Consider the following 14,347-nt stretch of genomic DNA (forward strand, 5'->3'; position numbering starts at 1 on the left):
CTGGTTTTGTGGAATATCAATTGGTTTCTATTAGCAGCCTTAATTAAGCACTAATATTAATTTATTTCCATGACTTTAATTACATTGTCTATATTTTATAGGTGTAAGATGTTGCCACTCTTTATAGAGTTCCTCTTGCGAAAGTATTTTCCAAGGATTAAACATCGTTTGCCCATGTTTATTAAAATATAACCCATCCCCAATATAATAAGCAGCATGTTGAATGATTTCATCTTTATCTTTCCAAACTACGATGTCCCCTAGGTGTAGTACTTCACCTAGGAACTCCTTATAATGATACTGTTTTAACTTTTCTAGAAATGTTTTTTGATGTATCCATTCATAAATAAACCATTCTTGTTTCCCTTTTGAAATAGCAAATAAAACTGATGCTAAACAATTTGCACCTTGGTAATGACCAAAAGTATTGGCAAAAGGTTTTAGAAAATTGGGTAAGGACATAGGCGCTTCGTTACATTCTCCCTTATCCCACCATTCATAAACCATTGTTGTTAGTAACTGTTCTTTAGACGACTCATCAAGCTTTTCCCACATGGAACGCTGAATGACTACGTGACCATTCACTACATAATTTGAAGGGATTTTTTCTATATCTTGTATAAATGAGGCAGGTAATACTAGCCCTCTTTCACTTTGCACTTGTGAATTTAAAATAAATTGTTTGACCTCTTCAGATATGCTTTCAATCCATTCTTTTTCAGCAATGATTACGTATTGTGCATTTTTTATATTCCAGTATTCATAACTATTTACAAAATTTAATTGTCCATACATACTGTGATTATAAAACTCGTCTATTGGCATTAATAATACATCTTTAAAGTCAATTTCATTATTAAGATGTTCTTTAGATAGAAAAAACAAGTCTTTTTCTGGGACATAAATATCAATCCATGACAATAAGACTTTTTTTGTTGGTTTTATTTTCATTATCTATTCTCCAAGTTATATTTCACTGCAGTTTAATTACATAACAGATTTTACCATAAAATCCCCTTTTAAAAATATGTTATTCCACAATCTGGCCCGTTAATAAAGCAAAGTTCAAATTTAAGTATTTATATCCTGACGGTGAAAATTAATGATTTTACAGAACTGATTATTTATGAACATTAAGTTACATTAAAAATCCATCTGTTTTTAAATTAGCAATTGCTAATACAGAGATCCCTACCTATCCAGACAAAAGAATTTTAAAACAGTTAATACAGAAAAACAAAAAAGAGTAATACAAACCACTTGTTTACTCTTTTGTCCGCAATTTGTCCGCAGAATTATTTTTTTGTGCTTATTTTATTTAACTGAATTAATTTATCCTCTCTCAAAAACCTTATTATATCAGGCTTATTTAACTTAATTGAATTTAGTTTAACTCGGTTTATTTAGCTGGATAAATTCGACAAGGTGGGGGTCGCAAGTTCGAGACTTGTCGAGACCATTATTTCAAGTGCCTGTAAACGTTGGTATATCAGCGTTTACGGGCTTTTCCCTTTTTAGGAGACTTCCTGCCTTACGCCTGATTTTTGGATTTGTCTGCAATTTGTCCGTAGGATTTTTCTAATTATTTAGTATTACTTTGGATTTAACTAAATCTCTCGTTATTTAATAAGTTTTGAACTTTTAAAACAATTTCTCTCGGTTTAACATCAAGTGATGATAACCTTTTTATATCTATCCACATAGGCAAATATATTCCTTTATTTCTCTCTTTGTCTGTGTATTCCTCACCCTGACCAGTTCCGAATGTCCCATTAATGATTTAGGATAAGAAAAAGTATTGGGTTCCGTTATATTCAATTTTTGCTATACACTCATTGACCACTACTTCTACTCCCAATTCTTCAAATGCTTCTCTTTCTGCTGCTTCTTCTGGCGTTTCTCCTTTTTCTATTCCACCACCAGGAAAAACATAATAAATAATGCCATCTCTAACTCTACGAATTATTGCTACCTTATCATTTTCTACTATTACTACCGATCCTCTATTTCGCATTAATCGTAACCTCTCAGTGATTCATATTTATTAAAGTATTACACCAGTTTGTTGAAAATCTTTATTAGTTAAATATTAGTTAAACTTTTGCTAAAACCCGTACTTTTTTCTAAGTACCCTAAACTTTTATAAAATTTATGTGCAGCGATTCTCTCTTCTCTATTCCCGCTGTTTAAAATGATTGCTATACAATCGTTCTTTTTTGCCCAGTCTTCAACTGCTAACATAAGATTTTGCCCAATATTTTTTCTACGATAATCGTCGTGAACTACTAGTGCTAAAAGTCTTACATATGGCTCATCAAATTCGTATGCTGTTTGCTTACACATTCCTACAAAACCAACTAATTCTCCGTTAACTTCTGCAACAAATGTTTCGTAATTTGGTATATTTAAAATTTTATTAAATCTCTCTTGAATTTTTTGATTTGAAGAAGGATAACCTAGCTGTTTCATTAACAGATCCATATTATTAATATCTTTTAAGGTCATTGAACGAATATACATAGTATTTCCACCTTATCTCTTTATTGATTTAGATTACCAAATGCCGTCATTAATAAACCTTCTTTAAAGATTGTTATTGAAATTTAGGAACGTTTAAAAATACAGATTTAAATTGTATGTAGGACTCTCTTCGATGAGGTGAAAGGTGATGAAAATATCCCAATTAGTATGTAATCAAACGATTGTGGTTCCAGCTTTAAATTAAAGATATTCTTACAAACAATTTGGATGTTTACATTTTGGAGATCAGCGATAAACTATAGAGGAAATGTATCCCAAAATTCTGTTGGCTCTCTTAATAATGAATCCAGTAATTCATATAATTCTTCATTATTTTTAACGCTTTTTAATTGAAGTATTTCTTAATATATTTTGTATTCTTAATAACTTCTATTTTATCTTTATATACCCCATATTTATTGAAAAAATTTATTTTACCAACTTCTTCAAAATAACGATTCCATTTAAACATTTTTAAAAAAATAGCTAATGTTGGTATGTAATTTGCTTTCTCTATTCGTAGTTTTTGTTTAATAAACCTTTTTATAATTCGATAAGTTCTGATTGAATATTTTGTATCTAAAAAGAGAATCAAATCTGCACTATGAAAACAATCGCTTACCCAATCTTCATTGTGTATGCCTTCAATTATCCAACTGTCTGATTGTAATATACTGTTTAGATACCCTTCCCTTTCTTGTTCAGTTCTCCTAATATCTCCGGACTCAAGCCTTATCCAAACAACATTGTCTAATTCGTAATACGGTATATCTAACCATGAAGATATTTCTTTTGCTAAAGTTGTTTTACCACTTCCAACTGATCCAATAATATGAATTCTTTTGTAAATTGTCTTTTTCAAAATACACCACCATAAGATATGTTTATATAGACATTTCGCTTATAGAGTTGAATTTACCTCTTACGATTTGAAATAGTAACGCTATTCCCCCTTCCTAATTATAGGTTAACAACAAATTTTTGTTGCTCCTCAAACTAATCGGTTAATGAAAACAAGCACCTAATTTCGTTACATAAGGTATATTTAACCATTAAATTCTATATGTGCCATTTCCCACTCATCATCATTAGAGTGTTTCATCCATTCTCTGAATCTTTGAGTGGGAAATTAAATATACTTTGCCAAAAATGTCGATTTTGTCTCCCTTCGTACGTATAGCGCAATCTTTGTTCGACGCGTAAATATTTATTCCTTCCGATAAAATAGACAATTCGTTTTGAACAAGCGCTATGTTATTTTCAAGATCAAAGTGAGATAGAATGGAAAAATCGTCAAGGCCAATTCCATCATAAACATAGTTCTCATCAACTTTATATCCAAATTTTTGGGAACATAACCATTTAGCAGACATGTTAATTGCACCAGCGCTTGCCCCTATGACAACCGCGCTGCTTTTTTAATCGAATCTGATAATTCATATTCCATCAAAAACCCGTTTTGCTTTATAGTATCCCCGCCCAACAAGAAAATGACTGAAGCATTTTGAATTATCTTTTGGGCATCTTCCTTCTGTACGTGATAATTAATTAAATGATAGTCATCAAAAATAATGCCAGCCTGATCAAGCCACGAGCGTTCAGTTGCACCAATCTCTTTATAAACAGATGGATTCGAGCTAATCATTGCAAGTGATTTTCTATCAGTAATATCCTCCTGTAATACCCTGCCCAGATGCTCTGGGAAAAAATTGTTAAACCACCCTAAATAATAGTGAGTTTTCATAAGTACCTCCGTAGCCAAGTATAATAAACATTCACCCCTCACTTTAACATAAATATCCAATTTATTGATTGTACTTTCTTCAATTAAATAACCCTTAAAAGAAAAAGAGCCTTTCCTTAATTCAAGGGAAGCGACCGATTAGTTGAAGGGACTAAATACCATTTAATATTATTGTCAATAAACCTCTTCATTGTATCTGTACATGAACTCTAAGTTTCCAGGTTACTAATATTGCCGAAAAGTGATGCTACAGAGATCCCTTATCATGCTTGATTGACTAATAGATCCCAATACTATTTTCACTTTTAAAATTCAGATAGTTAGATAAAAACACATCTATTGTAACTTTTAATAATTATTCAGAATTGTTAGACTATTATCAACTACCATGAATACACTTAAAACTTAATTCTTTCAGGAGGGATACAAATGGAGAAAAAGTTACACTTATTACCATATCAAGTGGATGAAGTGGTCGAAATGGTCGAAGTGGTACCAAAAGGTATTGAACTTATTGCAGCACCAGAAATTTGGGAGAATTCTAAAGGGAAGGGAATCACTGTTGCGATATTGGACACAGGCTGCGACGTCACCCACCCTGATTTGAGTGAGCGTATTATCGGCGGACGGAATTTCACTCGTGATGATGATGGACAAGCTGATGTATACATCGATTATAATGGCCATGGAACCCATGTGGCTGGCACAATTGCTGCAATTCATAACGGCACGGGAGTAGTTGGTGTTGCACCTGAAGCAAGTTTATTGATTTTAAAAGTGCTTGATAAAAGTGGATCAGGGCAATACGACTGGATCATAAATGGTATTAACTATGCAGTTGAACAAAAGGTGGATATCATCTCCATGAGCCTCGGAGGTTCTGTCGATGTACCTGAGTTACACCAGGCTATTCAAAATGCAATCACTAATCAAATTCTAGTAGTTTGTGCCGCTGGTAATGAGGGAGATGGACAGAGTTCTTCAAATGAATTTGCCTTTCCCGCCTGCTACAATGAAGTCATCAGCGTCGGATCCATTAACCTGCAACGCAGTTCTTCTGAATTTTCAAATTCGAATAATGAAGTCGACTTAGTAGCCCCTGGTGAAGGAATCCTTTCAACGTATTTAAACGGAACTTATGCAAAACTAAGCGGAACTTCGATGGCAACACCGCATGTATCCGGTGCACTTGCACTCATAAAAGTGAATGCCAACAGAAACTTTGAACGAAATCTGACAGAGACTGAGCTGTATGCACAATTAATAAAGAGAACCATTCCTTTAGGAAACTCGCCAAAACTCGAAGGCAACGGATTGCTGTACTTAACAACAGAGAAATACTTATCGGAGGTGTTCAACCAAGAATTATCTGCAAAGGCATTGAAAATATAATGGAAAAACTAAATTTGCTATATTGTGAATGGGAAACGGCCAAGTCAGACTTTTTAATAAGGAAATTCGACCCTTATTATGACGAAAAGAAAGATGAGGAAGTCAGAAATCAATACTATCAGAGCATTTCATTCACAGACGCCAATCTTTTAGATAGCCTTCACACACTGCTTGAAAAAACACATACAAATCGGTTAAACTACAGCCCACACCGTTATGTGTACCCTTGGGTTGATTTGCAGGAAAACGGTTTATTAAAAAGCCTTTATTCTGGAAATAGGATGGATCCACTTTCTATCATAGAGGAGGACATTCGGCTCCATGAAATGCAGGCAAAAGGGTTAATCAGCAACTTCTCGGATAATCTATTTAACTGTGAACATGTAGTGCCTCAATCATGGTTCGATAAAAAAGAACCGATGAGAGGAGACTTGCATCATCTATTCGCCTGCGAACCCACCTGCAATAGCAGTCGTAGCAACTACCCCTACTATGATTTCTACAATTATAACCCTGAAGGATTAATTTTAGGAATCAAAGATGGCTGCGGCAAAGCTGAAGAAAGTAAATTCGAACCCGAATACGGCAAAGGAATCGTTGCTAGAGCAACACTTTATTTCCTAATTCGCTATCCGAACATAATAAAAAAAGAACTAGCGAATGTCTCTTTATTGTTAAAATGGCATCACTCTTTTCCAGTATCCATCTATGAAAAGCATCGCAATCAAGCTATCCAAGAACTTCAAGGCAATCGGAACCCATTCATTGATTTTCCAGAGATTGCAGAAAGTATCGTAACAAATTAAAAAACACTAATTCCCTTAAAAAAGCACAAGAGAATTAGTGTTCGCTTTTTATTTTAAATGAAAATAATGGTATAATTACTATATGTAGTAGGTCTAGGTATTAAAGGTGATTGGTCATCATTTATTCCAAAACTTCGTTTCAAACGAAGGTAAAGAAGATTATCCCATTACCGTTTATGAGTCTAAACACTCATGTTAATTTTGCTACACTTATTGTAACGATTCTTGCATTGGCATTTACTTTTCCAAAGAAAGTAAACACCCTCTCTACCTTACACCAGGGTGATTTACTAGTCCTGTCAATTGCCTTATTTGCTACCGACTGTTTAGTGTTCCACACTAAGCAGCTTTTTTATTTTACGATTATTATGACTTAAGTATGAAGCAATCCTCCTTATTTTCCACTAATTAGATACACCTGCTTAACTAAATCTAAATTAGTTTATTAGATGTTATCATCTACATCCAAAGAACAAGATTTATAGATGTTCGGAAATTGTTTGCGAATGGTGTTTGTACTTGCTGGACTTGTTCTTTAATTTATATAAAAACTTGTATAGCAAATCTCTTATCGTTATTTATCAGTATCTTCTCTTTTTCAACAATATGGCCATATAATAAAAAGCACCTTTCTTATTAGGAAAGCACCCGATTGTTGAAGCCCTAGCTGCTGTATGGTTTAACTCATTGGCTATTTGTTTTTGTTTTAAGCCCTCTGTAAGTAAATTATCTACCTTTAATCCCAGAATGGTTAGCTTTATAATCCGAGTCTGGCACCTACTTCTGCATACTCTATATCTTTTCTTTCTGCATTCCAATTATACCCTGTTTGTCCGTCCCATATCGCTCCTGTTTCAACGAAACCGACATACGCAAACAACTTCCGAGCGACTTCGTTTACCATCCAATATGATGTAGCAACTGCATCGGCTTTTCCTTGTGGAAACGACTTTATGTAATCAATAACTTTTATCATTGCTTGTTTGCCAAACCCTTTGCCTTGATGCTTTTTATCAATCATAAAGCGATTAATTCCATAAGTAGATTTATCTCCATATTTTTCACATAAAAATGCACTTTCCGCCAGTTCGAAAAATCCAATATCGACATATCCTATGACTTCATCATAGTTGCATATAGCGAAATCATAGGAGGTTTTTCATCGTTAAGTAACTTTACATAGGCTTTAGCCAAACAATATATACTGGAATCGACATTTCCTTTCTGCTCGTCTGTTAGGCTTAACTTCAACACTGCCTCAAAATTATCGTGGGTAATTTTTCTTTAATCCCGATTACTGTAATACCTACGCTAAATGGTATCAAAAGTATCTCCTCATTTCTTAAGTTTACATATTTATATAATGAGAAGTATTATAACAGACAACTATTATTACAAACTATAATTTATTCATAACAATTTAAAAGAATGTTCCTAAATAAAAGTTTGGAGTCAAAAGAAAATTTGGTAAACGTTGTTGTAGCAGCGTTTACCGATTTTTTATTGAACATTGTTTATACTAGATTTTATGCAAGTCAATGAAACGTACTAACAGCTTTTATACTTTCTGGGCATGATCTTTAATTTGCATAAAACTTGTATAGCCATTCTATTACCGGTATAAACCTGCATCTTCTCTAAAACTCCCCCAAGAAAAAATGTTACTCAACAATATGGCCCTTTATCTGAAAAGGGTAGCATCAAATCTATAAGCACAAAGATTTCCCCATATTTCATAGAGCATATAAGGACAGGAACAGAGAGTCGTAGATTGGAAAAGAAGCTATTTCTTTCACCGAAAACAGCAAACCCTTACCCTGTAAACGAGTAGAATAATCAAAATTCTGAATCTAAAAATATAGTCATTCTGAGAGGTGAGTTTAGTGATTATTAAAGATAATAAATCATCCCATTTAGATGAACACCTAAAGAATAATTCTGAAATTAGTAGTAATGAAGATAAAGAAATGCTTGAAAACATCAAGGTTACAATAGAGAAAAATAAAGAAGTAATAGAGCAAAACCGTAAAATTCTTGAATCAAAGAAACAAGAAGAAGCCACTGAAGAATGATCTCAGTGGTTTTTTGTTTTATCTTATTGCTCTTGGAATTCCTTATAAAATTACTTTAGGGTCTTCCTTTTTTCCAGGAAAGCGCCCGATTGTGGAATAAGGGATCGTCATTTTCGTGTGGTTTCTTACCTGTCATACAAAGAAGTTCCCAAATACGATTTGGGAACGGGACGAGTTTAAAATTAATGTTACCAAACGTTGGTTTGGGAAGGTTATACTTTAACTAACGGCTGATTTATTAAAAGGTAATAATTTCTTATTGAAGAATGGAAGGGTTGAAAAAATGGAGAATTGTATATTTTGTGGAATTGTAAGGGGAGAGCTATCCTCATACACAATATTTAAAGATGAGATAGCTACTGCATTCCTTGATATTAATCCTGTGGCTTTGGGTCATACATTAGTAATCCCAAATAAACATTTTCACAGATTAGACACTATAAACGATGAAGAAATTATGAAAGGATTAATGAATGCAGTAATAAAGGTATCAAATTTACTCATCGATTCTGGTATTTGCAATGACTTTACTATACTCAATGATAATGGGATAAATGCACAACAAGATATTATGCATACCCATTTCCATATAATACCGAGACATCATAATGAAAAAATAGAATTAAAACTACCAACAGATAAAGAAGTTGCTAATACCGAGAAATTGAAATATACATATACTCTTTTAAAACAATCATTATAAGATATTCAACTAACGGGTGCCTTAGGTAAAAAATATTCCCAAACACCGCTTTGGGAACCATATACTTACAATTTATGTCTATATTGAAAAATGAAAGTATGATGGAGGTATTATTATGTGGGTAATATTAGGTCTTATTGCGATAGTCATAACTTTTATAAATCTTTATATGTATGCAGCAGGAAAGGATTATAAACTTGCTATGGCGATGGCATTATCATTTACAGCATTAACAATTTGTGCAGCTTTCAGTAATTTGAATAGGTGGGTAAAAGTGGAAGATTGGTCAGCCTTAAGGGAAATACCTGGTATGGCAAGGGCATTTTGGTTTGTGACAATTGTTTCTATCTTGCTAAATTTAGCACCTATATTTTTAGAACGAAAACGTAAGAAATTATGACCTATGCAATTATTGTGAAAGTCTTATCTATAACTAACGGGGTGCTTTAGTGAAAAAAGGATTTATAAAGTATACAAAATAAACCTAAATAATGTTCCCAAATGAAAGTTTGGGATATACCACAAAGGCACGAATGTTGTTAAATTAACATTTGTGCCTTTGCGCTTGAACGATCGATTATACAGTTTACTATACGTATGGCATAAACGGTTGAAGTAGCAGCGTTTATACTCGCAGAGCTTGTTCATAAATTTGCATAAAAACTTGAATAACATTTTTTATCGTCAAAAGTGTTATTCAACAATATGGCCCTATAACGGAAAAACGCGATCTTCATATTGAAGAAACGCGCCCGATCGTATTATTAGGTCAGCCAGAAAATATTTCTGGTTTACCATTTTTTATATCGATATATGATAACGGTAGCCGAGGTAGAACGTTCGCGCCCGTGGGGCTAAGACCTCGTCCGCAAAACAGTTCACCCCCTACTTGTAGAAACATGTTTGAGGCTGGTTGGGACAGTGATCTTAATAAACAGTAATTATTTTTCATGCAATAGATCACTTTGTGAACTAGATGAATACCACCCTTGCTGGATAACATCAACTTTATTACGAGCGAAATATTTATATTCTACTTGTGGTTCAGTATCAAATATTACACCTATATAATATGGATTCAAAGATTCATAGCCATCCTCACGATGAGGGACTATCTGATATTTCCACGTTTCCCCAGGGTACTGTTCTTCCAAATATATCTGTATATAACCTACTTTTTTTTCGATTTGCAAATCAATCCAATATGGACGTAGTAATAAAAGATGCCGAAAGACACCAAAAATAAAATAGCCAATCCCTGAATAATTTTTCTCCATTTCCCTTTCAAAATAAAAGAAACTAATAGGATAACAAGTATAATTCCACCAACTATCATCAATTCAATTATCTCTATTTGATGCAATGAATTTCCCCCATTTTTTTGTTTCATTTAGTTCGTTAATTGAAGTATAACACCATATTTTGGTATCCTTTCATAAAAGATTGTTATTCCACAATCTGGCCCTATAACGGAAAAACGCGATCTTCTTATTGAAGAAGGTGCTGCACCCGATTGTTGAAGAATTATCTTCTCCAAAGATACCCATAAACACAATTTACTCTTTATTAATTAAATTTAATTCCTCATAGTCCTTCACTTTTAAAGAAAGTGCTTGCTGTTCATTTCTCACACTATAAGGGAAGACAAGACTTATTTCAGTTTTTTGTTCAAACTCTTTAAAACTATTGCCTGATGCATAAAACGCCTCGCCCTTTTCATTAATTAATGCTGTATCGTGAGCGATCGTTTCACCTACATTTATTTCATTAATTGTAAAAGTAATATGCATTGAGCCATTTGTGACGATTGCTTCATTTAATGTAAGCCCAGGAACGGTATTATTTGCAATGTACTGTTGTTTCACGATTGTTGGAGATGTTAAATCAAATTCCCAATGTCCATTTATAGATTTCATTCCTCTTTTATCTGAAGAAATATGAATAGTTTCTACCACTAATCGTGCCCCTTCTAAAGAAGGTACTTCTCGCTGATTTGCAGTTGCAATCATTTCAACTGATGCACGGCTATCACTGACATCAGTTAGTTTAAAATCCATTCCACTGAAAACCTGTTTCCCTGTATAAGGTTTTGTATCTGAAATGAGGGCACTAATTTCATTACCTTGTGCATCAAATAGTCGATATGCAAACTCGATTCTATTTAAATCATCTGCCGAAATATCCTTAGAATCCATTGTAAACTGTAAACCCAAACGGTAAGCATCAACAAATAGATTTTCTAATGTCATCGTAATGTTTTCATTTTGTTGTACTTGTGCAAGATTTTGTACATCCCCGTTAATCGCTGCAATTTCTATTCCAGAATCACTTAACCCTAGAAAAGCTTGTAACTTCGCGAATGCAGTATCATTTGTCAGTAACACAGTTGCACTCAAAGCGATCGCTGCAGCTACTGCTGATACAGGCTTTAGCCAAGATTTCTTTGTCTTTTTCTTTGATTGCTGGCGAATTTGTGCATAGGATTGGTCAAAAGCCGAACGAATTGCTGCTGGTAATTGTTGTTCCTTATTCATATCTTCACGTACTAAATCATCTATATTTTGCTTCATACTAAATTAGCTCCTTCCAAATAATACGTATTTTTTAATTGCTTTTTCGCTCTAGAAATTCGCGATTTGATTGTGCCTTCAGATTCATGTAGAAATTCACTAATTTCCTTCGTTGTAAAGCCGTTTACATAATAAAGTGTGAGGGCGATACGGTGGTTGTCATCTAGGCTGCCTAGTGCCTCATCTAGCTCTACTGATAAAAAATCTTGATGTGACAAATTGTTGAGAACTGTTTCATCCATTGCAGCTAAAGGCTTGTTCTTTTTCATAAAGCGGTAGCAATTGTTCAATAAAATTCTACATATCCAAGTATTAAAATACTGTCCCTTTTTCAAAGTTGTGATTTTTTCAAAAGCTATCATAATTGTATCTTGCAGTAAATCCGCAATATCCTCGTCTTTTAAACCGAGTCGTTTAGCAGTACGATATAAAATCAGCTCATACTGCTGAATTAACTGTATAAATGCTTCCCCATCTCCTTTTTGTGCTTTTTTCACTAAAATGTCATTTTCCATTGGTAGCACCTCTCTTTTCCTTACATACCGTTAGAGCATTTGAAAGGATATTTAGTTGCATAAAGTTTAATATTTTAATTATTTCATTTTCTAATCTCGAAAAAGATGTTTTTAAGACAGTATTTATTTAGTAATTTTTTCTGTATTTATAGATAAATGTTTTTCTTCCAAAACTTGTCCCTTAATTGAAGAAGGACACATCCTTTTTAATTTAAAGGATTGCGCCCGATTGTTGAATATAAAATAAGAGTATTGTCGAAAATTATTTTTAGTGTGATATATGTTTGTACTCTAATATTTCAAGTTTAAACTCATGTTTACATATTTGCTTATTTATTTTCTCACTATCACAGGACGGGGATATTCTTACCTTAACCAAATCTTCTTTACCATTCCCGTTAAGTTGTTCTGAAGGAATATCAATTCTTACAGTAACATCATAAGAATGATTATTATTGTAAGTAATATCAACAATTCCTCTTCTATTCCAAGGCCGTTCTACCATATATACAAAGAAGTTCCCAAATACGATTTGGGGAACGGGAATGGACTGTAATTAATGTTACCAAACGACTCTTTGGAAAGGTTATACTTTAACTGATGAAGCAGCTTAATTAAACTAGAATAACGCTAAAGGGTAGATGATTTTTAACATGGAGGTTAAGTTATGTGGAAGAATTATTTGAGCAGTATTATAAAAGACAGTCAGTTTAAAGCACCTGCAACAGAAAAAGAGATAATTTCGATAAAAAAAGAATTAAACACTGAATTACCAAAGAAATTGACTGAATTATACAAGGAGACAAATGGAGTAGATGGCGAATACTACTCTTATATTTGGTCAACGGATCAAATGGTAAGGGAAAATTTATCTGTTTGGGATATTGAAGAATATGAAAACTATAAGAAGCCAGATAACTTATTATTCTTTGTTGATGCAGGTAATGGCGATTTATTTGATTATTTAATAGTGGATGGGAAAGTTCAAAATGAAAACATTTATGGTTGGAATCATGAAGATGGTAGTCAGAAAATTATTGCATCTTCATTAGAAGAGTTTATTAAAGGATGGTATAGTGGAGGAATTTCTATCTAAATTAACCCTAATGGTTGCTTTAGTGTAACAAAATCATTTCCAAAAATCGCTTTGGCTGTATTTTCATTATTCTAAAATCGTTCATGTCTGTGAAGGAAAATAAGTAAATGGAGGAAAAAATGAGTACACTCGTATATTTAACAAGACACGGAGAAACCGTGTGGAATACAAAAAAACTCATGCAAGGCTGGAAGGACTCATCTTTAACAGATAAGGGGATAAAACAGGCAAAACAATTAGCTCAAAGACTGTCTGAAGTACCATTTGACGCTATTTATTCAAGTACGAGTGATAGGGCTGTGAAAACTGCTGAAATAATTAAAGGGAAAAGACCTGTGCAAGTAATTCAAACTGATACTTTAAGAGAACTTTCTTTTGGAAATTGGGAAGGAAAAACATTTGATGAAAACGAAAGGGAAAGCCCGAAAGAATGGAGTGCTTTTTGGGAAACTCCTCATATTTTTTCAAGCAATACTGTAGAATGCTTTAGTAAAGTGCAAGAAAGAATGGTTAAAACAATAAACTACATAGTTAAACAACATCCTAACGAAACTGTTTGTGTAGTTTCTCATTCTATTGCCCTTAAATTACTGTTAGACTTCTTTGAAAACAATACGCTTGAAAATTTATGGTCTTCTTCACCTATTCCTCCAACAAGTTTAACTTTGCTTAAAATAGACAGTGTAACAAATGAGATTATATTTAAATGTGATACTTCTCACTATAATGCATAAAGACTTTTTTCACCAAACAGGCGCTATTATTAAAGGGTTTGTTCCTAAATGAAAGTTGGGGGCATAAGAAAAATCGGTAAACGTTGTTGTAGCAGCGTTTACCGATTTTTTATTGTGGAAACGAACCCTCCTGCTATGCGGGGGGGGTTCTAAAGAACTTTTAGCTATGAACCTAATCAAGGATCGGACACTGTG

At 33.4% G+C, this 14,347-nt stretch carries 14 protein-coding genes and 2 pseudogenes; 7 read left to right on the plus strand and 9 right to left on the minus strand.

What is annotated here, in order from left to right; translation table 11 throughout:
- Positions 1-75: 75 nt before the first annotated feature.
- The 5 genes and pseudogenes from MKY07_RS10425 to MKY07_RS10445 form a co-directional block, all read right to left on the minus strand.
- Positions 76-951: a hypothetical protein gene (locus MKY07_RS10425; protein ID WP_339261982.1), complete on the minus strand. Its 876-nt coding sequence runs from the start codon at positions 949-951 to the stop codon at positions 76-78.
- Positions 952-1,603: 652 nt separating this feature from the next.
- A pseudogene (locus tag MKY07_RS10430) lies at positions 1,604-2,014 on the minus strand (NUDIX domain-containing protein).
- Positions 2,015-2,082: 68 nt separating this feature from the next.
- Positions 2,083-2,520: a GNAT family N-acetyltransferase gene (locus tag MKY07_RS10435; protein WP_008403866.1), complete on the minus strand. Its 438-nt coding sequence runs from the start codon at positions 2,518-2,520 to the stop codon at positions 2,083-2,085.
- Positions 2,521-2,866: 346 nt separating this feature from the next.
- Positions 2,867-3,382, minus strand: coding sequence for a DNA topology modulation protein FlaR (locus MKY07_RS10440; protein WP_339261983.1), 516 nt, complete (start codon positions 3,380-3,382; stop codon positions 2,867-2,869).
- 226 nt (positions 3,383-3,608) lie between these two features.
- Positions 3,609-4,264: pseudogene (locus MKY07_RS10445) on the minus strand (Type 1 glutamine amidotransferase-like domain-containing protein).
- 429 nt (positions 4,265-4,693) lie between these two features.
- On the opposite strand from MKY07_RS10445, the gene MKY07_RS10450 reads away from it, so the two are divergent.
- Entirely contained in the window at positions 4,694-5,656 is a 963-nt protein-coding gene (locus tag MKY07_RS10450) for a S8 family peptidase (RefSeq protein WP_339261985.1), read from the plus strand.
- Positions 5,656-6,462, plus strand: coding sequence for an endonuclease (locus tag MKY07_RS10455; protein ID WP_339261987.1), 807 nt, complete (start codon positions 5,656-5,658; stop codon positions 6,460-6,462). Before MKY07_RS10450 ends, MKY07_RS10455 begins: the two co-directional genes overlap by 1 nt.
- Before the next feature lie 757 nt (positions 6,463-7,219).
- Here the strand turns inward: MKY07_RS10455 and MKY07_RS10460 are convergent.
- The gene (locus MKY07_RS10460) at positions 7,220-7,600 is read right to left on the minus strand and encodes a GNAT family N-acetyltransferase (protein WP_339264640.1); all 381 of its coding nucleotides are present in this window, start codon (positions 7,598-7,600) and stop codon (positions 7,220-7,222) included.
- Positions 7,601-8,345: 745 nt separating this feature from the next.
- Between MKY07_RS10460 and MKY07_RS10465 the strand changes: the two genes are divergently transcribed.
- The 3 genes from MKY07_RS10465 to MKY07_RS10475 all read left to right on the plus strand — a co-directional run bounded on the left by MKY07_RS10465 (position 8,346) and on the right by MKY07_RS10475 (position 9,637).
- Positions 8,346-8,534, plus strand: a complete 189-nt coding sequence (locus MKY07_RS10465; protein ID WP_014823977.1) for a hypothetical protein — start codon at positions 8,346-8,348, stop codon at positions 8,532-8,534.
- Positions 8,535-8,817: 283 nt separating this feature from the next.
- Positions 8,818-9,237 carry an HIT domain-containing protein gene (locus MKY07_RS10470; RefSeq protein WP_339261991.1) on the plus strand — a complete coding sequence of 140 codons (420 nt, stop codon included), beginning with the start codon at positions 8,818-8,820 and terminating at the stop codon, positions 9,235-9,237.
- 115 nt (positions 9,238-9,352) lie between these two features.
- Complete coding sequence (locus MKY07_RS10475; protein ID WP_014822890.1) at positions 9,353-9,637, plus strand: hypothetical protein; 285 nt, start codon at positions 9,353-9,355, stop codon at positions 9,635-9,637.
- Between the two features lie 541 nt (positions 9,638-10,178).
- On the opposite strand, the gene MKY07_RS10480 is transcribed toward MKY07_RS10475, so the two are convergent.
- The 3 genes from MKY07_RS10480 to MKY07_RS10490 form a co-directional block, all read right to left on the minus strand.
- On the minus strand, positions 10,179-10,514 hold the full coding sequence (locus MKY07_RS10480) for a hypothetical protein (RefSeq protein WP_339261993.1): 336 nt from the start codon (positions 10,512-10,514) through the stop codon (positions 10,179-10,181).
- A 279-nt stretch (positions 10,515-10,793) separates the two neighbouring features.
- Entirely contained in the window at positions 10,794-11,807 is a 1,014-nt protein-coding gene (locus MKY07_RS10485; protein ID WP_339261994.1) for a DUF4179 domain-containing protein, read from the minus strand.
- Positions 11,804-12,322, minus strand: coding sequence for a sigma-70 family RNA polymerase sigma factor (locus MKY07_RS10490; protein ID WP_014823652.1), 519 nt, complete (start codon positions 12,320-12,322; stop codon positions 11,804-11,806). The genes MKY07_RS10485 and MKY07_RS10490 overlap by 4 nt, the downstream gene beginning before the upstream one ends.
- 667 nt (positions 12,323-12,989) lie before the next feature.
- Here MKY07_RS10490 and MKY07_RS10495 point away from each other — a divergent pair.
- Complete coding sequence (locus tag MKY07_RS10495) at positions 12,990-13,418, plus strand: SMI1/KNR4 family protein (protein ID WP_339261997.1); 429 nt, start codon at positions 12,990-12,992, stop codon at positions 13,416-13,418.
- A gap of 119 nt (positions 13,419-13,537) precedes the next feature.
- Positions 13,538-14,152, plus strand: a complete 615-nt coding sequence (locus MKY07_RS10500) for a histidine phosphatase family protein (RefSeq protein WP_014823650.1) — start codon at positions 13,538-13,540, stop codon at positions 14,150-14,152.
- Positions 14,153-14,347: the final 195 nt, after the last annotated feature.

Source organism: Solibacillus sp. FSL W7-1472, assembly GCF_037969775.1.
In the GTDB taxonomy this organism is placed as follows: Bacteria; Bacillota; Bacilli; order Bacillales_A; family Planococcaceae; genus Solibacillus; species Solibacillus silvestris.

Coding starts and splice junctions, on each gene's coding strand:
- MKY07_RS10475 (WP_014822890.1), top strand. CDS start 9,353: ATGTGGGTAATATTAGGTCTTATTGCGATAGTCATAACTTTTATAAAT.
- MKY07_RS10480 (WP_339261993.1), bottom strand. CDS start 10,514: ATGGAGAAAAATTATTCAGGGATTGGCTATTTTATTTTTGGTGTCTTT.
- MKY07_RS10500 (WP_014823650.1), top strand. CDS start 13,538: ATGAGTACACTCGTATATTTAACAAGACACGGAGAAACCGTGTGGAAT.
- MKY07_RS10450 (WP_339261985.1), top strand. CDS start 4,694: ATGGAGAAAAAGTTACACTTATTACCATATCAAGTGGATGAAGTGGTC.
- MKY07_RS10470 (WP_339261991.1), top strand. CDS start 8,818: ATGGAGAATTGTATATTTTGTGGAATTGTAAGGGGAGAGCTATCCTCA.
- MKY07_RS10485 (WP_339261994.1), bottom strand. CDS start 11,807: ATGAAGCAAAATATAGATGATTTAGTACGTGAAGATATGAATAAGGAA.
- MKY07_RS10425 (WP_339261982.1), bottom strand. CDS start 951: ATGAAAATAAAACCAACAAAAAAAGTCTTATTGTCATGGATTGATATT.
- MKY07_RS10435 (WP_008403866.1), bottom strand. CDS start 2,520: ATGTATATTCGTTCAATGACCTTAAAAGATATTAATAATATGGATCTG.
- MKY07_RS10455 (WP_339261987.1), top strand. CDS start 5,656: ATGGAAAAACTAAATTTGCTATATTGTGAATGGGAAACGGCCAAGTCA.
- MKY07_RS10490 (WP_014823652.1), bottom strand. CDS start 12,322: ATGGAAAATGACATTTTAGTGAAAAAAGCACAAAAAGGAGATGGGGAA.
- MKY07_RS10495 (WP_339261997.1), top strand. CDS start 12,990: ATGTGGAAGAATTATTTGAGCAGTATTATAAAAGACAGTCAGTTTAAA.